General features: G+C 65.0%; 19 protein-coding genes. All 19 read right to left on the bottom strand.

Translation table 11 applies throughout. The features are described from left to right. Window positions 1-53: 53 nt before the first annotated feature. The 19 genes from ACG10_RS16715 to ACG10_RS16620 all read right to left on the bottom strand — a co-directional run bounded on the left by ACG10_RS16715 (window position 54) and on the right by ACG10_RS16620 (window position 23,781). Window positions 54-518 carry a multidrug transporter gene (locus tag ACG10_RS16715; protein WP_089169926.1) on the bottom strand — a complete coding sequence of 155 codons (465 nt, stop codon included), beginning with the start codon at window positions 516-518 and terminating at the stop codon, window positions 54-56. Between the two features lie 173 nt (window positions 519-691). After that, on the bottom strand, window positions 692-2,137 hold the full coding sequence (locus ACG10_RS16710) for a mannose-1-phosphate guanylyltransferase/mannose-6-phosphate isomerase (RefSeq protein ID WP_089169070.1): 1,446 nt from the start codon (window positions 2,135-2,137) through the stop codon (window positions 692-694). 94 nt (window positions 2,138-2,231) lie between these two features. Further along, window positions 2,232-2,876 (bottom strand): alginate O-acetyltransferase AlgF, encoded by a 645-nt coding sequence (locus ACG10_RS16705; protein ID WP_089169069.1) that lies wholly within the window; start codon window positions 2,874-2,876, stop codon window positions 2,232-2,234. 31 nt (window positions 2,877-2,907) lie between these two features. Beyond that, a complete protein-coding gene (locus ACG10_RS16700) occupies window positions 2,908-4,074 on the bottom strand; it encodes an alginate O-acetyltransferase (RefSeq protein WP_089169068.1) in 1,167 nt (388 codons plus the stop codon). A 12-nt stretch (window positions 4,075-4,086) separates the two neighbouring features. Beyond that, window positions 4,087-5,592 carry an MBOAT family O-acyltransferase gene (locus tag ACG10_RS16695; RefSeq protein WP_089169067.1) on the bottom strand — a complete coding sequence of 502 codons (1,506 nt, stop codon included), beginning with the start codon at window positions 5,590-5,592 and terminating at the stop codon, window positions 4,087-4,089. Between the two features lie 196 nt (window positions 5,593-5,788). Then, window positions 5,789-6,910 carry a mannuronate-specific alginate lyase gene (locus ACG10_RS16690; protein ID WP_089169066.1) on the bottom strand — a complete coding sequence of 374 codons (1,122 nt, stop codon included), beginning with the start codon at window positions 6,908-6,910 and terminating at the stop codon, window positions 5,789-5,791. Between the two features lie 8 nt (window positions 6,911-6,918). Next, window positions 6,919-8,370, bottom strand: a complete 1,452-nt coding sequence (locus ACG10_RS16685) for an alginate O-acetyltransferase AlgX-related protein (protein WP_089169065.1) — start codon at window positions 8,368-8,370, stop codon at window positions 6,919-6,921. A 19-nt stretch (window positions 8,371-8,389) separates the two neighbouring features. Continuing rightward, the gene (gene algG, locus ACG10_RS16680; protein ID WP_169531017.1) at window positions 8,390-9,964 is read right to left on the bottom strand and encodes a mannuronan 5-epimerase AlgG; all 1,575 of its coding nucleotides are present in this window, start codon (window positions 9,962-9,964) and stop codon (window positions 8,390-8,392) included. A 35-nt stretch (window positions 9,965-9,999) separates the two neighbouring features. Beyond that, entirely contained in the window at window positions 10,000-11,487 is a 1,488-nt protein-coding gene (locus tag ACG10_RS16675) for an alginate export family protein (protein ID WP_089169063.1), read from the bottom strand. Continuing rightward, window positions 11,484-12,869, bottom strand: coding sequence for an SEL1-like repeat protein (locus ACG10_RS16670; RefSeq protein ID WP_089169062.1), 1,386 nt, complete (start codon window positions 12,867-12,869; stop codon window positions 11,484-11,486). Before ACG10_RS16670 ends, ACG10_RS16675 begins: the two co-directional genes overlap by 4 nt. A 13-nt stretch (window positions 12,870-12,882) precedes the next feature. Continuing rightward, entirely contained in the window at window positions 12,883-14,049 is a 1,167-nt protein-coding gene (locus ACG10_RS16665; RefSeq protein WP_089169061.1) for an alginate biosynthesis protein Alg44, read from the bottom strand. Between the two features lie 36 nt (window positions 14,050-14,085). After that, window positions 14,086-15,567, bottom strand: coding sequence for a mannuronan synthase (gene alg8, locus ACG10_RS16660; RefSeq protein WP_089169060.1), 1,482 nt, complete (start codon window positions 15,565-15,567; stop codon window positions 14,086-14,088). Window positions 15,568-15,673: 106 nt separating this feature from the next. After that, window positions 15,674-16,984 carry a nucleotide sugar dehydrogenase gene (locus ACG10_RS16655; RefSeq protein WP_089169059.1) on the bottom strand — a complete coding sequence of 437 codons (1,311 nt, stop codon included), beginning with the start codon at window positions 16,982-16,984 and terminating at the stop codon, window positions 15,674-15,676. A 933-nt stretch (window positions 16,985-17,917) separates the two neighbouring features. Continuing rightward, window positions 17,918-18,079, bottom strand: coding sequence for a DUF1328 domain-containing protein (locus ACG10_RS16650; RefSeq protein WP_039805743.1), 162 nt, complete (start codon window positions 18,077-18,079; stop codon window positions 17,918-17,920). A 534-nt stretch (window positions 18,080-18,613) separates the two neighbouring features. Continuing rightward, complete coding sequence (locus ACG10_RS16645) at window positions 18,614-19,660, bottom strand: AI-2E family transporter (protein WP_089169058.1); 1,047 nt, start codon at window positions 19,658-19,660, stop codon at window positions 18,614-18,616. Window positions 19,661-20,020: 360 nt separating this feature from the next. Beyond that, window positions 20,021-20,497: a KGG domain-containing protein gene (locus ACG10_RS16640; RefSeq protein ID WP_089169057.1), complete on the bottom strand. Its 477-nt coding sequence runs from the start codon at window positions 20,495-20,497 to the stop codon at window positions 20,021-20,023. Between the two features lie 64 nt (window positions 20,498-20,561). Further along, window positions 20,562-20,729 carry an Em GEA1 (EM1) gene (locus ACG10_RS16635; protein ID WP_082045490.1) on the bottom strand — a complete coding sequence of 56 codons (168 nt, stop codon included), beginning with the start codon at window positions 20,727-20,729 and terminating at the stop codon, window positions 20,562-20,564. A 608-nt stretch (window positions 20,730-21,337) separates the two neighbouring features. Further along, window positions 21,338-22,345, bottom strand: coding sequence for a cytochrome d ubiquinol oxidase subunit II (cydB, locus tag ACG10_RS16625; protein ID WP_089169056.1), 1,008 nt, complete (start codon window positions 22,343-22,345; stop codon window positions 21,338-21,340). A 2-nt stretch (window positions 22,346-22,347) separates the two neighbouring features. Continuing rightward, the gene (locus tag ACG10_RS16620) at window positions 22,348-23,781 is read right to left on the bottom strand and encodes a cytochrome ubiquinol oxidase subunit I (RefSeq protein ID WP_089169055.1); all 1,434 of its coding nucleotides are present in this window, start codon (window positions 23,779-23,781) and stop codon (window positions 22,348-22,350) included. Window positions 23,782-23,812 lie beyond the last annotated feature (31 nt).

The raw sequence follows: 23,812 nt of genomic DNA, 5'->3' as shown, positions 1-23,812 counted from the left end.
CGGGCGCCTGGAGCCGGAATGCCCGCGCAGGGGGCGCCATGCAGAAAGGCCGCTCAGTCGGCGAAACGGCCGTCCAGGCGTTCGGCGTGGAACTCCAGGCTCTGCGCCCGGTAGCCATGGCGCAGCGGCGGCAGCGGCAAACAGGCGTGCCAGTCGCTGCCCGGCGGGAGTGCGCCGGGGGCGACGTAGTGCGGTCTGTCGTAGCGGTCCTCGACCAGGTCGACGCTGTCCCCGGGGGCGTAGGCGGCGACCTGCCAGCGCAGTTCCTGCAGCGGCAGACGGCTGCCGTTGTGCAGGTGCACCGCCAGCGGGCGGTCGGCGGGGCACTCGGCAGGCGCGTGGCGCAGCTGGAGCTCGAGCCGGGCGAGGTGCTGCGCGGTGCGCCGTTCCTGCCACAGGATTCCGGCGGCGATCAGCGCCACGCCGAACACGGCGGCGAGCGATACCGTCGCGACCTTGTCGGGGTAGCGCAGCAGCAGGGCCAGCCAGACGAGAAGGAGCAGGGCGCCGATCAGCATGGGCGCACGACGCGAAGGCAGGACATGGGCGGCCTCGGAGCAGGATGCTGCGAGCATTCTACGGGGGAGTCCGCCCGGCGGGGAGTTCCTGGCGCGGGGCGCGCCCGCCGCCGGATTGCCCGGCGGAGGGAGGGGATTCCGGACGCTGGGGATGCGTCCGGAGCGCGCGGCGGTCAGCCGGCCACGGAGCGGCTCTGCGCGCCCTCGGTGCGGCCGTAGACGTCCTCGAGGCGTTCGATGTCGTCCTCGCCCAGATAGCTGCCGGACTGCACCTCGATGATCTCCAGCGGGATCTTGCCGGGGTTAGCCAGGCGGTGCACGGCGGCGACCGGGATGTAGGTGGACTGGTTCTCGGTGAGCACGAAGGTCTTCTCGTCGCAGGTCACCTGAGCGGTGCCGGACACCACGATCCAGTGCTCGGCGCGGTGGTGGTGCTTCTGCAGCGAGAGGCTGGCGCCCGGCTTGACGGTGATGCGCTTGACCTGGTGGCGGCTGCCCAGGTCCACCGAGTCGTAGGCGCCCCAGGGGCGGTAGACCAGGCGGTGGTTCTGGCTTTCCGGACGGCCCTGCTCGTCGAGGGTCTTGACCAGTTTCTTGACGTCCTGCACGCGGTCCTTGTGGACCACCATGGTGGCGTCCTTGGTCTCCACCACCACCACGTTGTCCAGGCCGATCACGGTGACCAGCTTGCCGTTGCCGTGCACCAGGCTGTTGTGGGTGTCGTGGAGGATCACGTCGCCCTTGGTGACGTTGCCGTTTTCGTCCTTGTCATGCACTTCCCAGATCGAGGCCCAGCAGCCGACGTCGCTCCAGCCGGCGCACAGCGGCACCGCTGCGGCATGGCGGGTCTTCTCCATCACCGCGTAGTCGATGGAATTGTCCGGGCAGCAGGCGAAGCTGGCCGGGTCGACCTTCAGCTCGTCGTTCTGCTGCTCGCTGCGCTCCAGGGTCAGCAGGCAGTTGTCGTAGATGTCCGGGTCGTGCTCCTTGAGTTCCTCGAGGAAGCGGCTGGCGCGGAACAGGAAGACGCCGCTGTTCCAGAAGTAGTTGCCGGACTCGACGAACTCCTTGGCGCGGGCGAGATCCGGCTTCTCGACGAACTGCAGGACGCGGTTGGCGCCTTCGGGCAGGCTGCCCTGCACGGCGAGGTCGCACTTGATGTAGCCGTAGCCGGTTTCCGGGCGGTGGGCGGGGATGCCGAACAGCACCAGTTCGCCCATTTCCGCGGCCTGGGCAGCCACCTGGAGGGATTGCTCGAAGGCCTGCTGGTCGGCCAGCACATGGTCGGCCGGGAGGACCAGCAGCAGTTCGTCGCGGCCCTCGGCGAGCAGCTTCATGGCGGTCAGGGCGATGGCCGGCGCGGTGTTGCGACCGAAGGGCTCGAGCACCAGGCCCTGCACGTGCAGGCCGACGGCTTCGAGCTGCTCCTTGACGATGAAGCGGTGCTCCTGGTTGCAGACCACGATGGGGCTCTGCATGCCTTCGAAGGCCAGGCGCTGCAGGGTCTGCTGGAAGAGGGTCCGCTCACTGGTCAGGGCGAGGAACTGCTTGGGGTACTGCTTGCGAGAAAGGGGCCAGAGACGCGAGCCGCTGCCGCCTGACAAGATCACCGGAATCATAGATTGCGCTCCTTTGGAAATGGGGTACTGCACTGCTTGCTGTGTCCCTGCTGGTGTTCCGCACTGGTCTTGCACATGATTCGTGACGGACCGCTCACTCTTTTACCGGGGGTTTGACCCAGACGGGGTTGATCTGGTTCGCCGAGCCGGTCACATACAGGCAAACAATTTCTCCGCGTGCCAGACTGATGGGTTTGAGGTCGGCGACCTTGCGCTCGCCGTCGAACAGCGCCAGGTTGGCCTTCACCGGGTTGATCTCGCGGTCGCCGCGGCCCTTGGGCTCCACGCTCTTCACCACTTCGGTCTTGCCGTCGGCGGTCTTCAGGGTCAGCGGCTTGTCGGAGAGGTTCTGCACCCGCAGCATGGCCTTCTGCTTGCTCTTGAAGGCCGGTTCCTCGACCAGCAGCGGGGCTCCGCCGGCCTGGGTCACCAGCGTGTAGTAGTGCTCGGCCGCCAGGTTCACCGGCAAGCTCTGCGAGCCGATGCGGGCGCTGTACTGGCCGGCCGGCAGGTATTCGAAGGCGCTGCTGGCCAGCGGCGAGACATCTTCCAGCGAGACGCTGCCGACGCTGGCGCTGACTTCCTGGTTGCCGGCGTTGTAGAGGCGCACGAAGGTCGAGCCCTTGGGCGCGACCGCTTCGTAGAGCGCGCCGTCCCCAGCCTGGGCCTGGGAGCCGGCGAAGCCGAGCAGCAGGCTCAGGCCGAGGGCGAGGTGATGTTTGCGGTTCAGTCGGGTCATCTCAGGTACTCCTTGAGGGGATGGCGGGCGCTCAGTGGCGCGCCCCTTGCGAGGTGGCGGTGTTGTCGGCCAGGTGCTTGTCCTGGCGGCCGGCGGCCTTGAGCTGGGCGATCCACTCGGCGTCGAATTCGCTCAGGTCGTAGGCCATCGGCAGGTAGCGTTCGGGAAACTCCCAGATCACCAGGCGCGGCGGTGCGTTCTTGAAGTCGTCGCTCTGCAGGAACTTGAGCATCGGCAGGAGCGGCCCGCGGCCGTCCTCGGCGAAATTCACCAGGTCGCTGCCGAGCGCCTGGCGCAGCGCGCCGGCGAAGTTCCAGCGTTCGTCGGCGCTGTAGCTGGTGCCGACCAGGGCCACCGGCACCTGGGTTTCGGCGAACAGATCGTCCGCACCGGCCGCGTTCTCCTCCTGCGCACGGGTGTTGTGCTTGGTCAGCTGGTCCGGCGGCGGCAGCAGCTCCTCGAACAGCGGGTCGAGCGGCAGGAAGTTGGTCAGGTCGCCCTTGTGCGGCTCGCCCGGTGCGGTTTCGGTGACGTAGCGGCTGCCGCTCTCGGGGACCAGGCCGCTCGGTTTGATCGCCGTGGCCAGCTGGCCGGCGACGACCTGGGCGCCGTAGGGCGTCCAGTGGGTGTCGGTGCGCAGGAACACCTGACCCTCGGCCTTGGCCTGGCTCAGCGGACCGAGCAGGTCCGGCGCCTGGATGCCGGCATCGGCCACGGCGCGGCGGAAGTTCTGGTAGAGCTGCTCGTGCAGGGGCGCCGGGCGGTGCTCGCCGAAGTTCTCCGGGTACAGGCGCGCCTTGGCCGGCAGGATCGCCATCACCAGCTGCACGTTGTGCCGCGCCAGGGTTTCGCGCACGCCCTGGATCAGCGCCTGGTTGTCCTGGGTGTTGTGCAGGGCGCCGGCGATCGGTTTGAACTCCTCGTCGCTGTACAGCCAGTCGTTGGCGCCGACCACCACGCCGGGACGGCCTTCGCCGAACAGGCTGAAGTCCAGCGCGGCCCAGAGGTTGGTGCCGAGCCGCTTGATCGGGAATTCCTCGTCGTAGTGCTTTTCGAAGGCCAGGGCCAGCTTGCCGTTGAGCACCGGGGTGTCGGCGGCGGCGGAGAAGTCGCTGGCGCCCTTGAGCGACCATAGGCTGAGGGCCAGCAGGGTGCCGGTGAAGGTGCCGGCGTAGAGCAGGTTGGAGGTTCTGTTCATGGCGATCCCTCTTCAGAACTGGAAGTAGAGGAAGGGCGAGAAGCTCTGCGCCGAGAGCTTGAGCACCGAGGCGGCGAACAGCAGGAGCAGCGCGACGCGGGTCGCCAGCAGCGGCAGGTCGATGGCCGCCGACGGCGCCAGGCTCAGGGTGCCGTTCGCGGTCGGGACGATGCCCTGGGGCGCGTCGGTCTGTTCGCTGGCCTTGGCCTTGGGCGCACCGGTGAGCGGCTGGGCGTAGAACTGGCGGATGCCGAACACGGCGATCACCACGTAGGCGAGCAGCAGGGTGGCGATCTGCAGGCTGGTCAGCTGCGCGCGGTTCAGCTCGGACAGGGTCCAGTCGCCGAAGCTGAACATGGCGGCGTACATGCGCCAGGCCACGTCGAGGTTCTCGGCGCGGAAGATCACCCAGCCGACCATCACCAGCAGGAAGGCGAAGATCCAGCGCAGCGGACGGATGCTCTTCGGCGCGGCGTCGATGCGCAGGGCGCGCTCGATGGCCAGCCAGGTGCCGTGCCAGGCGCCCCAGATGATGAAGGTCCAGTTGGCGCCGTGCCACAGGCCGCCGAGCAGCATGGTCAGGACCAGGTTGCGGTAGGTCTGGAAGGTGCTGCCGCGGTTGCCGCCCAGGCTGATGTACAGGTAGTCGCGCAGCCAGGTGGACAGGCTGATGTGCCAGCGGCGCCAGAACTCGGTGATCGACTGGCTGATATAGGGCTGGTTGAAGTTCTCCATGAAGCGGAAGCCCATCATCAGGCCGAGGCCGATGGCCATGTCGCTGTAGCCGGAGAAGTCGAAGTACAGCTGGGCGGTGTAGGCCAGGGCGCCGAGCCAGGCGTCGCCGGTGGTCGGATCGCTGAGGGCGAAGCAGTGGTCGGCGATCGGCGCCAGGCTGTCGGCGATGAACACCTTCTTGATGAAGCCCTGCATGAAGCGGGTGCAGCCTTCGGCGAACTTGTCCAGCGTGTGGGTGCGGTGGTTGAACTGGTCGACCAGGTCGCGGAAGCGCAGCACCGGGCCGGCGATCAGGTGCGGGAAGATCGCCACGAAGGCGGCGAAGTCGATCAGATTGCGGGTCGCCGGGGTGTCGCCGCGGTACACATCGATGATGTAGCTGATCGACTCGAAGACGTAGAAGGAAATCCCGATCGGCAGCAGGATGTGGGTGACCACGAAGGGTTCCAGGCCGAACGAGGCGATGATCGCGTTCAGGCTGTCCACGCCGAAGTTGGCGTACTTGAAGTAGCCGAGCACGCAGAGGTCGACCACCACGCCGAAGATCAGCCAGTGCTGGCCGGTCTTGCTGCGCACGCCGGCGGCGCCGATGCGCAGACCGATCCAGTAGTTGAAGACGGTGACGGCGGCGAACAAGCCGAGGAAGTCGATGCGCCACCAGGCATAGAAGATATAGCTGGCGGTCAGCAGCAACAGATTGCGATAGCGCGCCGGGCTCAGGTAGTACAACCCGAGAAACAGCGGCAGGAATAAAAACAGGAAGACGTTGGATGAAAAAACCATTACCCGTGTCTCGCTTCTAGCACCAATTGTTCAGGCTCTTCTATGAGCCCGGCCTCTCCCCCGGAAATTCCCGAAGAGGTCCGTTCCCGGCTGCGTCTCTTGCGCATTTCGGGGCATCCCACCCGGCCCGGAAGGGGCGTGGCGGCCGGCGACGGACGAACTGCCGGCTGCTGCTGGATCGGCGCGACGGCCTGCGCTAGTCGCGCTTGCCGACAGTCGACTTGGATGGCTTCTCCTGCGGATCGAAGATCCGCGTCACGTCGCCGCCCAGGCGGAAATTCTTGAACGGTCCCATCTCGGCCTTGCGCTCGCGCAGGGCGGGGGAGCAGGCATAGAGCGCGCAGTAGGGCTCCAGCCAGGAGAACTTGGCGTCGGTCTCCAGGTCCTCCATGTCCTGGTCCTCGTCGCCGGCCCGCTCAGCGAACGGATCGGGGTCCTCGACGCCGGCCAGCACGTTGCCGGCCAAGCGGCCCAGGGCGCCGTCGTTGTCGCCGCGCAGGTCGACGCCGTTGGCCTGGGCGAAGGCGGCGACCATCATCAGGGGCGGCAGGGCGTAGTTGTGATAGGCGAGGGCACGCTGGCGGCGCTTGAGCTCGTTGGGCAGGAACCCCTGCGGGTCGACCTGCTTGGCGGCGATGTGGAACTGCTCGACCGCCCAGTCGAACAGCGGCCGGCTGTTGGTCGCCACGCTGGCGGCCATGACCGACCAGGCCGCCCAGTAGGAGTGGTTGTTGACCTGCTTGAGCGGCAGGTCGCTCCAGTCCTTGACCACTTGGTCACCTACCTTGGCGAACCAGGCCTCGATGCGCCGTGCCTGCTCCGGATAGGCCGCCAGCGGCTGCGAGCTGGAGAACTTCAGGCGCAGGTAGGCGCCGGCCAGGCTGCCCAGGGCCCATTTGCGCATGGACTTGCCGGTGTGGTTGTACTCGGTGGACAGCAGCGCGCCGTCCTCGGCCCAGGCGTCCAGCCAGGCCAGGGCGCATTCCAGCTCGCCGGTGCGGCCCTTCTCCATGTAGCGCATGACCATCCGGCTGACGCCCCGCTCGATCTCGGTGATCGGCTTGGTCTTGGCGCGGAAGGCCTTTTCCGCCTCCTTGTTGAGGGTCGAGCGGGCCGAGTCCGAGCCTTCGTACTTGCTGCGGAATACCAGCTCGCCGGTATAGGGCTCGGGCACTGCCTGACAGGCCTGCGCCTCGCCCTTGCGGATCTCCACCGCCGCGTAGTAGCCCTTGGGCGGAACCAGGGCGCTGGCGGCGTGGACGGCACTGCTCAGCAGCAGGCTGCCGAGCAGGCAGGGGAGGGCAAGTCTGGTCTTCATGGTGGGCCTCAGTTGCCGCTACGCGCGGTCAGGTTGGCCGGAGCACGGTAGTCGTGGCGCTTGCACAGGCGCACCTCGACCTCGACGGGCTCTTTGAGCCCCTCCGGCGGCTGGATTTCCATGGCGAAGAAGTTCAGTCCGCCCCAGTCGGCCTCGTCGCGCATGTTGAAGGCGAAGCGGCCGTTGGTTTCGGTGGTGGCCGGCTTGTCGAACTGGAACTTCTCGCGGCGGCCGCTCATGTACCAGATGGTGCCTTCCAGCTTCTTCACCGAGGGGTCGCTGAAGCGGATGTCCATCTGGTGGCGGGAGTTGGTGGCCTCGACCAGCCGGCCGGCGCCGTTGATCAGTACTTCCTTGCCGGCCTCGCCGGGACGCAGGGTGGCCTTGCCGGCGAGCAGGGTCTTCTCGCCGTCGCAGGCATTGCCGAGCATGGCCAGCGCCTGGCGGTAGAACTTGTCCTCGGCCAGGTCGTAGAGCGGCGAGAACTCCCAGATGAGGATCTTCGGCGGGTTCTTCTGGAACTCGTCGCTGCTCAGGTATTCGAGCATCGAGCCTGCCAGGCCGCTGCCGGGGAAGGCGACGTTGAGGATTTCGGCGCCGGTGTATTCGGAGAGGAAGCCGGCGAAATTGTAGTTCGTGCCGCTGTGGCTGGTGCCGACCAGGGTGATCTGCGGCAGGCTGCTGTCGCCGAACAGGTCGTCGCTGCCACCTTCGCCCTTGGGCTCGGTGAAGAACTGGTCGCTGTGCTCGAAGGCGTAGGTGGTGTTGCACAACTGGCCGGCGACCCGGTGGTGGGTGCCGCGCTTGCCCATGCGGCCCATTTTCTTGGTGACGAACTCCTTCTTCGGGATGTCCTCGAAGCCGGGGATCTTCTTCACGGTCTCGGCGACGATCCGCGCACTGCGTTCGGCGCCGTAGGAGGTCCAGTGGTGGTCGCCGCGGAAATAGAAGGCCGGCCCGGCCTTCTCGTCGGTCAGCGGGGTCAGGTCGGGCACCCGGTAGCCGAGCTCCTCGAAACGCTTCAGGGTCGCCTGGAAGTTCCTCACCGCCTTGTCGTAGTCGAAGCGGGCGTAGTCGGCGGGCAACAGTTTGTTGCGGTGCACCATGCCACGGGTCGGCTGGTAGACCACCACCAGCTCGACGCCGCGGCTCTTGAAGGCGTCGCGCAATGCCTTGAGCTGGCGGTAGCCCTCGGGGGTGGTGCCGAATTCGGTGCGCAGATCCTCCTTGGTACGGAACAGCCAGTCGCTCTCGTTGCCCTGCACCAGGGTGACGAAGTCCTTCATGTAGCTGCTGCTGTAGGCGTTGGGGTCGGCGGCGGCCGGGCACAGGTTGCAGCAGGACTCAGCCCGGTAGGTGGGCAGCCCGGCAGGGGTTTCGGCACGCACGCCGGTCGCAGCCAGGGCGATCGCCGCGGCCAGCGTGGAGAGTCCAATCCATTTGCGGTTGTGGGTCTTCATGTACGCAGTCTCGTCGGTTCTACAGCTCGGCCTGGGTGGGATCGACGGCGGGGTCGATCAGCACGGCCTTCTGGCGGCGTATCAGCAGGTCGAGGATTTCCTCCTGCTTGTCTTCGAGGACGCCGGTGAAGGTGAGGCCGGAGCTCTTGGTCGGGGCGAGCATCTCCACGCGGTACAGCTCGAGGCTCAGCGGCGAGTCCACCGAAATCGGCGCCGAGCCGTTGCCGACCAACTGGCCACCGACCACGATCATCGACACCTTGGTGTCGAAGGGGTCGAGCTTGAAGTTCCGGTCGGTATTGCTGAGGTCCTTGATGTGGCCGTAGATGCCGGTCAGCTGGTTGGCGACGGCGAGGTTCTCGTAGATGCGGATGTTCATGCTGTTGCGCATGCGGATGCCATGGCGCGCGTTGTTGACGATCCGGTTGCCCCAGATGAGGTTGTTCGAGCTCTCGTAGAGGGTGATGCCGTCGGAGTGGTTCTGGTACACCTCGTTGTAGGCGACCAGGTTGTGCTCGCTGTTACGGTCGAGGACGATCCCCGACAGCTTGTTGTCGTGGGTGCGGTTGTTGATGATCCAGCTGTTGTTGACTTCCCGCGAGACGATGATGCCGTGCTTCTTCTTCGTCCCGTAGACATGGTTCTCGGCGATGATCAGGCGTTCCGAGCGGTCGTGGGGGTCGATGCCGTAGACGATGTTGTCGCGGTAGGTGTTGCCCTTGAGCACCACGTCCTCGGCCTCGTAGCAGTAGAAGCCGTAGTAGATGTCCTCGAACACCGAGTCGATCAGCCAGCCGGTCGGGTGCGGACGCTGCAGGCGCTTGTGCATCTCCGGCGTGTACTGGGTGATGCTCACGCCGTAGGACTTGCTGGTGTTGTAGCCGAGGCTGGCGACGGTGCTGCGCGAGATGTAGGTCTCGGTGCCGCCCCAGGACACCAGGAAGGGGCGGAACACCTCCTCGCCGCGGTAGCTGGACGGGGCGTTTTTCTGCTCGCTCCAGCCGGTCAGCCTGGTGTCGGTGATGAACAGCTTGCCGTCGTTGACCAGGAAGGAGCCGCGTTCCTCGGAGAGGCGCAGCTCCTTGACGTTCTTGCCGATGTGCAGGGTCGCGCCGCGATCGACGACGATCGGCAGGCGCGCCACGTAGACGCCCGGCGCGGTCTCGGCGAACTGGCTGGCCGGCAGTTGTTTGGCCAGCTGGCTCAGCTCGACGTAGCCGCCCTCGATGAAGATCGCATGGGGCATGCCGCGCTGGCGCTGTACCCACTCGCGCAGGCGCTCGTTGCCGCCGGTGAAGTCCTTCAGGGCGACCTGCTGCAGCATGCGCCGCACCGCGATGCGCCCGCCGGGCTTGCGCTGGATCTTGGCCTCCACCGCCGCGTGGGTGTAGCCGGAGAGCTCCGGCAGCGTCGGCGGATCCAGTTTCAGGGCTTCGATCGAGGCGCTGGTGACGCTGTACTGCTTCGAACTCAGGGGGGCGGGAGCGGACTGCCCCGCCGCTTGCGGCGGGGCGGCCTGGCTCCAGGCGCTGGTGGCCAGCAGCACGCCGAGCAGCAGGGGTTTGAGCTGGGTGGATGCAAGTCTTCGTTGCATGTTCATGTTCGATCCTCTCAGCGTGCCGCTGGACCCTAGAAGCGCCAGATCATGTCGACGAAGACACGATGCATCTTGCTGTCGCCCTTGCTGGCATAGGCGTTGCTCGGGAAGAACAGGCCGCTGCGCAGGCGGATCAGCGCGGACTGCTCGTCCAGCTCGCCGCCCCAGTTGGTCGGCAACATGCCCTGGTTGAAGTAGCGGGTGATCACCAGGTCGACTTCCTGGCCGAGGTCCTTCTCGCCGGCCTTGAGCGCGGGCTTGCCGTCCTTCTCGATCGGGCTGATGCCGTTCTGGCCGAGATCCTCGTCGTCGTCGACGCGCCAGAACTTGTGATAGATCAGGCTGGTCTCGAGGTCCTCTCTCGGCTTCCAGGAGGTGAACAGGGTGCCCACCTGCAGGTTGGTCAGTTCGCCGCGGAAGGCTTCGCCGAAGCGGTGGATGCGCGTCTGCAGGCCGGTGAAGGTGGAGCGGTTGCTCTGCAGGCCGGTCTGCATGAACTGTTCGGACTCGTCGTCGCCCTCGCCGCCGCTGCCGCGGGCATAGGCCGCGCCGACGTTCCAGCGGTCGCTGATGTTCCAGCGCAGGCCGAGGTCGACGGCCCAGGCGTCGACATCCACGTCCTTGTAGTGGTCGGGGCTGCCGTCGCTGGCGAAGTGGCTCCTGTCCATCTCGCCGGTCAGCCAGGTGAATTCGCCCCAGTAGTTGATCGGCAGGGTCGAGCGAGGATTGAAGAAGTCGCCGTCCAGGTGCACGCTCAGCCAGGTCAGATCGCCGGTATAGGACTTGCTCTGGCGGTCTTCGTAGACATCCATCTGGCTGTCCGGCAGGTCGCCGTCGTCGCTGGTGTGGTGCACTTTGACGCCGGCCCAGTGCCCCGGGCGCCACTGGTAGTCGAGGCCGCCGAAGGCGTGGGTGCGGTCCTTGTCTTCCGCGCTGACGTTGTCCAGGTCGGTGCGGTACTCGTCGAAGCGTTCGGCGAGGCCGAGCTGGGCACGCAGCAGGCTGGTGTCCATGGTCCAGTTCAGCGACTCGATGTGGATGTCCCACCAGGTGCCTTCGTTGGTCAGGCTGCGCACGCGCTGGCGGCCGAGGCGCAGGTGCTCGCCGGGATAGGCGGTGAGGCCGGCGTAGTCGATCCAGAACTCGCGCAGGGCCAGGTAGCTCTTGTCCGGGTCGCGGCTGCTGTCGCGGCTGAAGCCGTTCGAGGGATCGCCCCCCGGCTCCTCGTTGGGATCGGTGGGGTCGGTTTCGATGATGTCGGTGGCCGCGACCGCCTGGAGCATCACCATGGCGCCCCAGTTGCCGCGCTGGCCGTAGACCCAGGGCCGCAGGTCGAGGGCGACACCCTCGGCGTCGCCGCCGCTGCGGGTGTCCAGGTCGCGGTCGTCCTCCGACTGGGCGGTGATCTTCACCTCCATGCCGTAGTTGCGGTCGGGCCCGACAGGGCCTGCCAGAAGGGGGGAGCAGAGCAGGGTGGCTCCCAGTCCCAGTCCGGCGCTTATGGATTGCTTCCTTCTCATAGTGCTTCCTGTTCGGTTTGCATGGCTTGCAGCTGCGTCGGGGCTTGCCACGCGCCGTAACGGACCTGCTGTTCATCGCGCAGCAACTGTTCGCCCCGGGTGCGTTCGGCGGGAGCAATCAGGGCCTCGATTTCCTGCAGCAGGGGTTCGGAGTCCGGCCGGCCCTGAAGCACGGCGAGGCGCGCGAAGACGTAGGCGTTGGCCAGGTCGATGCGGATGCCGCGGCCCTGGGAGAACAGCTGCGCCAAGGCGTAGTCGGCGCTCGCCTGGCCGCCGCGGGCGGCGGTCAGCAGGCTGTCGACGGCCTTCTGCGGGTAGACCTCGCCGAGGAAGCCGCGGCGGTAGATCTGGCCCAGGTAGTAGTTGGCGCTGTTTTCCGTTGCGGCGGCCTTGAGGAAGTGCTCCTCGGCCTTGAACGGGTCCTGGGGAAGCAGCTTGCCTTCGTAGTAGAGCCGGCCGAGCAGCAGGTCGGCGGCCGGCTGGGCGGCGGCGCGGCCACGCTCGAGGTAGCCGAGCATCTGGTCGATGTCGCCGCTGCCGGGGAAGTCGTAGAGCAGGCGCGCCAGAGCGACCCAGGCGGCCGGGTGGACTGGCGCGATTTCCTCGAGCATGGTGCGCGCGGTCTTCTCGTCCGACTGGCCGAGCAGCGGGTTGGCGAGCACGCCGGCGACGTCCATGACCAGCTGCGCCGGCACGGCGCCTGCGCGCTGGGCGGCCATCAGCTGCTGCACCAGCGCCTGCAGGCGGTCGTCCTGCTTGCGCTTGAGGTAGACGGTGGCCAGCTCGATGTAGCAGTCGCTGTGCTCGGCCAGGCGCTGCTGGCAGATCCGCTCGATGTCGTCCAGGTGCTGGTCGTAGGTGCCCTGGGTGCGGTAGAGCACGATCTGCGCGATGTCCGCCTGGGGATGGCCGGCGGCGCGCCACTGGTCGATGCGCTGCTGCAGGCTGACATCCGGGAAGGTTTGCGGATTCTTCAGGTAGAGCATCGCCAGGGGCAGCAGCACGCCTTCCTCGCCGGCGGCGAAGGCGTCGCCGAGCAGCTGCGCGGCTTCGCGCTTCTCCGCCTCGCTGCTGGCCGGCTTGTAGGCCAGCAGCTTGCCGAGGCGGGCCTTGGCCCGCGGCGAGGCATCCAGCGCCATGCGGTAGGTCTGTTCCGCCTTGCGCAACTGCTCGGGATCGCCGCTGGCCAGCTGCATGTCGGCCAGACCGAGCTGGGCGTCGGTGAAGCCCATATCGGCGAGCTGGCGAAAATGCCGCTCGGCGGTCTGGGTGTCACCGCGCTGCAGGGCTTCCTTCGCCAGACGCTGGTCGGGCAGGTCGAGGTTGGCGCAGGCCGTCAGGCCGGCCAGCGCCGAGAGCAGCAGGGGCTTGGTCAGATTCACCAGAGGGTTCCTCTCAGATTCCGGCGGTCACGGCCTTGTCGATCAGCCAGTCGTAGGAGGGGCCGCGATCGATGAGCACTTCCACCGGCTGGCCGGCCAGGCTGCTGTCCAGCGGCTGCTCGGGCTGGATGATCACGCGGATGTCGCTGGACAGGCCTTCGGCCTGCAGGGTGCTGCTGACGATCCGGCCGTAGCGCGGCTGCTCCTCGCCGGGGACGCTGAAGCTGACCTGGGTGCCCGGCTGGACCTTGGCGAAGTCGTGGTAGCGGAAGCGCGCCTCGACGGTGGCGGCGGCATCGCGCGGCAGCAGCTCGAAGATCACCTCGCCCTTGGAGGCGAACTGGCCGTTGGCGACGCGCTGGGCGACCACCTTGCAGTCGCACGGGCTGGTCAGGGTGCCCTTCATCTGCTTGGTGAACAGCTTCTCGACGTTGGCCGGGTTGAGCTGCTCCTCGCTCAGGTGGCCCTTGAGCATTTCCAGCATGGAGGCGGAGAAGGAGGCGATCGGCGCGCCGTTGTCGACCAGGCCATCCGGGCCGACCAGGCTCTGCACCGTGCCCTCGCGGGGCATGGTCACTTCCATGCTGGGCACGCTGACCATGCCCGATTCGGCATGGGTGACGAAGTAGAGGCCGTAGAGCTGCTTGAGGATCAGGCCGAAGGCGCCGAGGCCGGCGATGAAGATCGCCAGGCTGAAGCTGACCGCGCGCAGGCGTTCGAAGACGGTCTGCTGGGCCAGTCCCTTGCCCTTGCGCGCCTTGGTGAAGTTGTCGCGCTGCAGGGTGCAGATCATGTCGCCGACGGTGACCAGCTCGCCGCTCAGGTGCGAGGTGATCAGCTGGCGCAGGGTGGCGATCTCGCGGGCGCCCAGGCCCTGGAACTGGCAGCCGGTGCGGCCGGTTTCCGGATCGAGGTTGCGCACCTGGAACTCGACGTCCATGGCCAGGCCCAGGCTGTCGAGCTGGAACAGCAGCTTGCCGCGGTGGAAGGCGCCCTGCTGGGTGACCGGCTTGCCGCTGGCGAAGCTGAAGCCGCCGGCGGAGATGTCGATCAGGCGCTGCTCGATGGTTTCCCGGTTGGGGCCGAGGAAGCGGATCTTGCCGGGCAGCTTGACGCGGGCATGTTGGCGTTGCGCTTCCGACTCGTGGACCACATTCAGGTTGAGGGTCGCAGTATTCATGGTTGCATGTCTTCCTTCTCGATCATTCAGTCCCGGTCAGACCGACAGCATCAGCACAGCGATGAAAATGCTGGTCGCTGAAAAGGTCATGGCCTTTGACGACCAGTTGTTGAACCAGCTCTGGAAGCTGGCGAGTTCACGGTTGAGCTTGGTGTCCTGGCGCGTCCAGGATTGCTGGTCGAGGCGGAAGAACACGTGGATCTTCACCAGTGCGCCGACGATCTGGTTGTAATAGAGGATCAGCGGATAGGCCGGCCCGATCGGGTGTCCGGAGGCGGACAGCAGCAGGGTCAGGACCAGGCGGGTGGAGCAGACCCACAGCAGGTAGGCGATGAAGATGGCGATGCTGTACTTGATGGAGCCGATGATCGCCACGGTCAGGCCGAGCAGGCTGGTCCACATGGACACGCGCTGGTCGAACAGCACCACCGAGGTGAACCAGCCCAGGCGCTGGACGCCAAGCTTCAGGGCGCGGGAGTTCTGCCGCAGGTTGTTGCCGTACCAGCGGAACATCAGCTTGCGGCTGGCCTTGACGAAGCGCTTCTCCGGCGGGTGCTCGACGGTGTGGATCGAGGCGTCGGGCACGTAGAAGGTGTCGTAGCCCAGGCGCATCAGGCTGAACCAGCTGGACTTGTCGTCGCCGGTGAGGAACTTGAAGCGGCCCAGGCGCCAGTGGTCGAGGTTGTCGTTCTCGACGTCGATGATGAACTCGGGGTCGGTGACGACCGCCGCGCGGAACACCGACATCCGCCCGGTGAGGGTCAGCACGCGGTGCGACAGCGCCATCGAGCACATGTTGATGTGGCGCTGGGCGAAGCGCAGCTTGTGCCACTCGCTCATGACGTAGCCGCCCAGCACTTCGCAGAATTCGTTGGTGGTCAGGCCACCCATGTTGGGGAAGATCTTGAAGTAGGGGACCGTCTGGCGCACCACGCCCTCGTTGAGCACGGTGTCGCCGTCAATCACCGCGACCACCGCGTTGTCGTCGGGCATGTGCCGGGAGATGGCGCGGAAGCCGTTGGCCAGGCCGTCGCGCTTGCCGGTGCCGGCGATGCGCACGAAGTCCAGCTTGACCCGCTCCGGGGGCTCGAGCTTTTCCCAGAGACTCTTGATCAGCAGCTCGTCGGACATTTCCACGATCGAGCAGACCACAGTGGTCGGGTAGCCGCAGTTGATCGCCTCGCGGATCACCGAGCCGTAGACCTTGCCGGTGGTCAGGGCGTCGATGCGGAAGCTGGTGACCATCAGGAACACGTAGGAAGGATCGGTGTCCTTGCCCAGCTTCTGTACCTTGCGCCGGTAATAGGGGTAGACCACGTAGAGGAACAGCATGCCGCGCAGGAAGTGGATGACCCCCATGGAATAGCGCCAGATGCCGATCAGACCGATCAGCATGATGAAATGCTTCGACTCGGGATCGAACACCTGCGGCGGCAAGCCGAGTGCCAGCAACATCAGGAAACTGAGGAAGAGCAGCCAGCCGGTGGCTTCCCCGAGGGCATGCTTGAACCTGTCCATTATCGTCTTGAGTCCGTCGTCTGTAGTCGCGGGCTGGCCGGGGCCGCGCGGTCGTCTGCGCACGCCCCCGGCCAGGTCCGCCCCCGGAGGGGCGGACGGCGGCGGATTACCAGCAGATGCCTTCGGCGGCGCCGTTGGTGCGCTCGGGCATGAAGCCGATCAGGTCGATGACCTTCTTGCCGGCCGGAACCTGCTTGGCCAGCTTCTCGAAGCGCGGATCGGCGTTGCCGAGAACGATGACGTCGGCTTCCGCGACAACCTTGTCCAGGTCGGACTTGAGCAGGGCGGAGACGTGGGCGATCTCGTTCTTGATGTAGTGGCCGTTGGCGCCGTGATCACGGGCGTATTCGACGTTGCTGTCGAAGATGCTCAGGTTGAAGCCCTTGCCGATCAGCATCTCGGCCAGTTCCAGCTGCGGGCTTTCGCGCAGGTCGTCGGTGCCGGCCTTGAAGCTCAGGCCGAGCAGGGCGACCTTGCGCGAGCCGTGGTTGTCGATCATGTCGTAGGCTTTCTGCACCTGGACGGCGTTGCTGCGCATCAGCGAGCTGATCAGCGGGGCATCGACGTCCCACTGGCCGGCGCGGTAGCTGAGGGCGCGCACGTCCTTGGGCAGGCAGGAGCCGCCGAAGGCGAAGCCGGGGCGCATGTAGTACTGCGACAGGTTGAGCTTGTGGTCCATGCAGACCACTTCCATCACCTCGCGGCCGTCGACGCCGGCGGCCTTGGCGATGTTGCCGATCTCGTTGGCGAAGGTGACCTTGGCCGCGTGCCAGACGTTGCAGGTGTACTTGATCATTTCGGCGACAGCGATGTCCTTGCGGACGATCGGTGCGTCGAGTTCGGCGTAGATGGCTTCCAGCGCGTCGCCGGAGGCCTTGTCCAGCTCGCCGATCACGGTCATCGGCGGGAAGTTGTAGTCCTTGATCGCGGTGCTTTCGCGCAGGAACTCGGGGTTGACCGCCACGCCGAAATCGACGCCGGCTTTCTTCCCGGAGTACTGCTCGAGGGCCGGGATGACCACGTTGTGAACGGTGCCCGGCAGCACGGTGCTGCGCACCACCACGGTGTGGCGCTCGTTCTTGTCACGCAGGGCGGTACCGATCTCGCGGCACACCGCCTCGATGTAGTCGAGTTCCAGATCGCCGTTCAGCTTGCTCGGCGTGCCGACGCAGAGCATGGACAGATCGCTGGCGAGAATCGCTTCGGACACATTGGTGGTACCACGCAGACGGCCGGTCTTCACGCCTTCGGCCAGCAGTTCTTCCAGGCCCGGTTCGACAATGGGGGATTTGCCCTGGTTGATCATGTCAATCTTGGCGGCGGAAATATCCACGCCGAGCACATCGTGCCCACGCGTCGAAAGACAGCCGGCGCATACTGCACCCACATAACCCAGTCCGAAAATACTGATACGCATCGCGTTCACCTCGTCCTTTATTTATGACGCTACAGAAAATCGACGACTAAAAACCTTAGCCATCAGGTTGCCGGCGGCCTTCAACCGAAGTTGCAGGCCGAAATACAGTCAATAAGTTATTACGCCAAAAAGTCGGCGTTAAAACGAAGGCAGGCTTTCAGAGATGCTTCATCGAGTGTTCAAAAGTTCCACGAAAGAGCGTTCGGCATGGCGCACCCCTGTTTTATTTTTGCCTCGCGGGATGCCATTCGTTTGCCATTACGCTGTCCAGCATATTGGTCTAATAGGTATTGTTGCTGGATTCTGTGACCTTTCGTGGTACTCGTACATGTATGTTTCTGGAGCCCCAGAGGTTGCAGGCATAAGAATCGTTTTTCCTGCAATAGTTCCCCGGCTCGTTTTTCTTCGGTATCTACTTCCGGCAGTTTGCCAGCAGTCGGACCTTCGCGCCCAATACAGAGTACTGGTGTTTGGATAAGTTCCGCGGCTGTTGGCAGGTCGCCATGAAATAAGCGAAATTTTTGGGGGTGGACCCCGAAAATATGTCATTGTGATATCACTTGGCTGGTTTTCGAGAGGTATTTGATATTGTTTTGAAATCATTTCAATATCACAAGGCTATTGTTTGTATGGAGTTTTGAAAGGCGCGAAGAGGCTCTCGAGCAAACCCTGTGCGGATGCACAGGCCGGCTATGGATGCAGCCCGGTGGATGTACCTTGGAGTCGCCGGCCTGTTCGGACGCAGCACAGGAGGAGGGGCGGGTCATCCGGGAGGGCTTCGGGCTTTGGCGGACAGCGCCGAGGGGAGTTCCCCGCCCGGCGCAGACAATGAAGGAAGGAAGAACGATCGCCCGATGTTGGTCGGGGCTGCTCCGGATCATGCAACTGGCGAGCAGCGAAGAAAACCGCGGGCCGCTGCCAATTTGTTTGAGGCTAGACCGAGGCGCGGCCGAACAACAGGGAAACGACGAATAGGATCAGGAAGAGCACGAAGAGTATTTTTGCGATACCGGTGGCGGTCCCTGCAATACCACCGAAGCCGAGCAGCCCTGCAATTATGGCGATGACCAGAAAGATGATGGACCAAGTCAGCATGTCAGGCTCCTTCGCGTGCGGATTTGTTGATTACATTCCATAAGACATCCGCAGGCTCAAAAGATCCAGCGCGGCTGGGGGATCAGTATGCTGTGCTGGTCGCCCTTATGAACTGTGGCCCCAGGGCTGGTGACAGGGTGCAGGAGTTGCAGGGGAAGAGGGGGCTCCTGAAGGCGGGGCGATGCAGCCTTTGCGAGGGGAGGCGTATTTCCGCAGGAGATGACCGAGCCCAAGGCCAGAATAAACACCATGCTTACTGGGAGGCTTTTGCCACGCAGAACTGAGCGGATCTTGCCATGACTCATTTTGACAATCCTCCGGTTGTTGCATGCGTTGTTGTTTTACCGCCTTGTCATTAAAGCAAGTAGCGCGCCAACGCAGGAAGCTCCGGAATTGCTCGTCATTTCAAACAGATATCCCCGCGGGCGAAGCTGCTCGTATTGCAGGGTGCAGGATTGGCGTTCGCCTCGCTGTGCAATTTGCACGAAGCGGCGCATGGGATCCGCTACCGTCGGCGGCGTAATGGAGACCCGCTCAGCGCGTCTGGTATGAAAACAGGCTCCAGGTTGAGACGAACAGGGCGGCGATCACCGGGCCGATGACAAAGCCGTTGAGGCCGAACAGGGCCAGGCCGCCCAGCGTCGATACCAGGACCAGATAGTCCGGTATGCGGGTGTCCTTGCTCACCAGAATGGGCCGCACGATGTTGTCCACCAGGCCGATGATGAAGATGCCGGCGGCGGTGAGCAGCACGCTCTTCAGAATGGCTCCGCTGAGCAGGAGGTAGAGGGCGACCGGTCCCCAGATCAGTCCCGTGCCCAGGGCCGGCAGAAACGACAGGAAGGCCATGGCCACGCCCCAGAGCAGGGCCCGGGGAATGCCCAGCACGGCGAATATCACTCCGCCCAGGGTTCCCTGGATGACCGCCACGACGATGCTGCCCTTGATGGTGGCCTGTACCACGCAGGTGACGCGCTGGAACAGCCGGCTCTTTTTCATTTCACTGAGCGGAATGGCTTCCCGGATCTGGGTGACCAGGACGGTGCCGTCGCGCAGAAAGAAAAACAGCAGATAGAGCATCACGAAAAAGCCGAGGATGAACTGGAAGGTGTTCTGGCCGATGTTGAAGGCCTGGGTGGCGAAGAACTGGCTGCCTTGCATGGCGGCCGTGGCGATCCTGTCGCGCAGGCCATGCTGGCTGTCCAGGCCGAAGCGGGACAAGAGCCTTTGCAGGGGCTCGGGCAGACGTGCCTTGAAGTCTTCGAGCAGGCCGGCGAAGTCGATTTCACCCGCCTCGAGCTGGGTATAGAGGGTGACGCCTTCCTGGATCAGCAGGGTGGAAATGATGGTGATGGGCAGGACGGCGACGATCACGCAAATGATCAGGGTGAGTGCGGCGCTCAGATTCGGATGCTCGCCGAAGCGGCGCTGCAAATAGCGCTGCACGGGATGGAAGAGAATGGCCAGCGCGATCGCCCAGAAGATGGCGCCGTAGAAGGGAATGATGATCCAGGCGAAGGCCAGGGAAATCAGCACCAGCAGGAACAGGAAGACCCTGTATTCGAAGCGGGGATTGATCATGGGCGGTCAGCCATGGCCGGGGCGGGGTGGACGCTTGCGGGAGAGTTCGCCATCGTGGCCTTCCGGTGCCGATGGGCGACAGCCTTCCAGACCGCGAGTCATCCTGTTCTCCTCAGACGTCGGAAAGGGGGGAGTCGTTCCCCCCCTTTTGCCAGTCTCTGTCCGGGTCTCTGCCGGAGCGGCTCGTTCCCTGCCGGCCTGTGTGCAGTCGGTCGACGCGAGCATGTTCGTGAAACACCGGCTCAAGACTGCAGCGATCGTTGGGAGCGACGGCCTTCAGCATCCTCTCCCCTTGGGGTGAGGGCCGGAGAGAGGGGAGAAGTCCGGACATTCCTGGAGCCCGAATACACTGAAACGGCTCTAGCGTTTCCGGCTCTGGTCTTCCTGCGGGGACTGACTGCGGCCTTCGGGCTGGCTGTCCTCCTGCCGGCTGCCTTGAGCCCCCTGGCGGCTCTCGGCCCGTTTGCCTTCCTCGATCAACTCACGTACCCGCTGGCCGCCTTTATGGCCGAGCTCCGAATAACCTTCCGGGCCGAGTTGCTCCTTGCGGGCTTCGCCGCCCTTCTTGCCGAGTTCGGAGTAGCCTTTCGGACCGAGCTGTTCCTTGCGGGCTTCGCCGCCCTTGTGGCCGAGTTCGGAGTAACCCTCCGGGCCGAGTTGCTCCTTGCGGGCTTCGCCGCCCTTGTGGCCGAGTTCGGCGTAGCCCTCGGGGCCGAGTTGCTCCTTGCGGATTTCGCCGCCTTTCTGCCCGGCTTCCCGCACGCTCATGGTGCCTTTTTCTTTGTTCTGGCCGGAACCGGAGCCGCCGCCGCCGCCGCCTTGACGTGAAGTTGCCATGATGATGTTCTCCTGATTGTTTAGGACCTTGTTATCGCTGCTCGTGTACTCGCCAGGTCATGGGCTATTTTTCGCCTCTGGCTTTTTTTCCTTCCTTGATGAGTTCACGAACGCGCTGCCCGCCTTTGTGGCCGAGTTCGGAGTAACCTTCCGACCCGAGTTGTTCTTTGCGTGCCTCGCCACCCCTGCGGCCGGCTTCGCTCACACTGATCGAACCTTTTTCAGTCGCCATGACGTTACCTATCGGTTCAGTGACTTCCGCGGAATTTCCTTCGTTCTTCGATGGAGTTGCGCATCCGCGCACCCTCTTTCGGGCCAGCCTTGTAACCAAGCTGTTCATAGAACTCCCGACCATGAGACACGGAGGAGGCAGTGCCTCCTTTCCTGCCTGCCCGAGAGACACCCAGGCGGCCTCTGGCTTTGTGCATGGCCCACCTCCTTTCGATACAGGTTATTTGATGGGGCAACTATCTTCCCGGGCAGAAAGTGCATGATCGATATATGGCTGCCTGTTTTTCAGAGGCTTCGCTTGTATGGGAGTCCGGCAGTCGGGCAAATACATGCCCGGGAAGCAGTTGATAGTTTCGATGACGGGGGGCAGGCAAGGTTTCCGAATGCCGACGAATGGCCAGCCCTGTTCTCCCGGGCAAGGTATTTGTTGTCCGAAGGGTTATTCAGGTTGTGCTCGGTTACAGCGTTGAGGTTGTGCAAGTTGGAGGTGGGGAAACTTTCGCAAGTGCGAGGGACAGCCACTTTGTCGAGCGCCAGGATGCATGAAAGTTATAACTAGGGAAACTGTGCCGGTTTTCCCGCGGGCAGGCGCGGCGGCCGTCGTGGCGCTCAGTGATAGCCCTCGCCGTGCCTCACCTTGCCACGGAACACGTAGTAGCTCCAGGCGGTGTAGCCGAGGATGACGGGGATGATCAGCAGCGCGCCGACCAGCGTAAAGCCCTGGCTCTGCGGCGGCGCGGCGGCGTCGTGGATGGAGATCGCCGGCGGGATGATGTTCGGCCACAGGCTGATGATCAGGCCGCTGTAGCCGAGGAAGATCAGCGCCAGGGTGAGCAGGAAGGGCCGCGCATGATCGTTGTTGGCCACCGAGCGCAGCAGCGCCCGGACGCTCAGCAGCACCAGCAGCGGTACGGGCAGGAACCAGACCAGGTTGGGCAGGCTGAACCAGCGCCGGGCGATGGCCTCGTGGGCCAGCGGCGTCCACAGGCTGAGAATGCCGATCACCGCCAGCAGCACCAGGGTCAGCGGCCGCGCCAGATCGTGCATGCGCCGCTGCAGGCGGCCTTCGGTCTTCATGATCAGCCAGGTGCAGCCGAGCAGGCTGTAGGCGACGATCAGGCCGAGGCCGCAGAACAGCGGGAAGGGCGCCAGCCAGTCGAGCGCGCCGCCGGCGAACTGGCCGTCGGCCACCGGGATGCCGTCGATGAAGGTGCCCAGCACCACGCCCTGGAAGAAGGTGGCCGCCAGCGAGCCGCCGATGAACGCCTTGTCCCAGAGGTGCCGCTGTTCCTCGCGGGCCTTGAAGCGGAACTCGAAGGCCACGCCGCGGAACACCAGGCCGATCAGCATGAACACCAGCGGCAGGTAGAGCGCCGAGAGGATCACCGCATAGGCCAGCGGGAAGGCCGCGAACAGCCCGGCGCCGCCGAGCACCAGCCAGGTCTCGTTGCCGTCCCAGACCGGCGCCACGGTGTTCATCATCACGTCGCGGTCATGGCTGTCCTTGAAGAACGGGTAGAGCATGCCGATGCCCAGGTCGAAGCCGTCCATCACCACGTACATCATCACGCCGAAGCTGATGATCGCCGCCCAGATCAGGGAAAGATCGATGCCCATGGTTAGCTCCTCGCGTTCGGTTCGCCAGCATCCAGACTTTCCTCGGGCGCCGACAGCGGCCGCGCCGGCGTGCGCGGCCGGCCCGCACCGCCGCTGACCGGCGGCTCGCGGCCCTCGCCGGTCAGCGGCCCCTTGTGGACCAGGTGCAGCACATAGACGAAGCCGATGCCGAACACCGCCAGATAGACCACCACGAACAGCGCCAGGCTGATGCTCATCTCGGCGACGCCGTGTGCCGAGACCGCGTCGCGGGTGCGCAGCAGGCCGTGGACCACCCAGGGCTGGCGGCCGACCTCGGTGGTGAACCAGCCGGCGAGGATGGCGAGCAGCCCGGACGGTCCCATCAGGAGCGCCATGCGCAGGAAGCGCCGCGACTGGTAGAGGCCGCCGCGCCGGCGCAGCCAGAGGCTCCACAGGCCGGTGAGGATCATCAGCAGGCCGAGGCCGACCATGATCCGGAAGGTCCAGAACACGATGGTCGAGTTGGGCCGGTCCTCCGCGGCGAACTCCTTGAGGGCCGGGATCGGCTCGCTCAGGCTGTGGTTGAGGATCAGGCTGCCGAGCACCGGGATCTCCACCTTGAAGCGGGTTTCCTCGCGCGCCATGTCCGGCCAGCCGAAGAGGATCAGCGGCGTCGGCTCGCCCTCGATGTTCTCCCAGTGACCCTCGATGGCGGCGATCTTCGCCGGTTGGTGTTCCAGGGTATTGAGACCGTGGAAGTCGCCGATCACCGCCTGCACCGGCGCGACGAGCAGCGCCATCCACATGGCCATGGAGAGCATCTTGCGCAGCGCCGGGTTGTCGTGTCCGCGCAGCAGGTGCCAGGCCGCCGCGGCGCCGACGAAGAAGGCGGTGGCCAGATAGGCGGCGACCACCATGTGCAGCAGGCGATAGGGGAACGAGGGGTTGAAGATCACCGCCAGCCAGTCCACCGGGACGAGCCTGCCATCGACGAGGGCATGGCCCTGCGGGGTGTGCATCCAGCTGTTCGAGGCGAGGATCCAGAAGGTCGAGATCAGCGTGCCGATCGCCACCATCAGGGTGGAGAAGAAGTGCAGCCCGGGGCCGACCCGGTTCAGGCCGAACAGCATGACGCCGAGAAAGCCGGCCTCCAGGAAGAAGGCGGTGAGCACCTCGTAGGCCAGCAGCGGGCCGGTGATGCTGCCGGCGAAGGTGGAGAACTGACTCCAGTTGGTGCCGAACTGGTAGGCCATGACGATCCCGGAAACCACCCCCATACCGAAGTTCACCGCGAAGATCTTCAGCCAGAAGTGGTACAGGTCGAGGTAGACCTGTTCCCGGGTCTTCAGCCAGAGCCCCTCGAGCACCGCCAGGTAGCTGGCCAGGCCGATGGTGATCGCCGGAAAGAGGATGTGGAAGGACACGGTGAAGGCGAACTGGATGCGGGCCAGGTCGAGTGCTTCCGATCCGAACATGACGAGTCCTCCCGGAACGGCGGCGGCAGGG

The sequence above is a fragment of the Azotobacter chroococcum genome (genome assembly GCF_002220155.1).
Classification (GTDB): domain Bacteria; phylum Pseudomonadota; class Gammaproteobacteria; order Pseudomonadales; family Pseudomonadaceae; genus Azotobacter; species Azotobacter chroococcum.
Note: the sequence above shows the minus strand (reverse complement) of the source record. Positions and strands in the feature narration are given on the sequence as shown.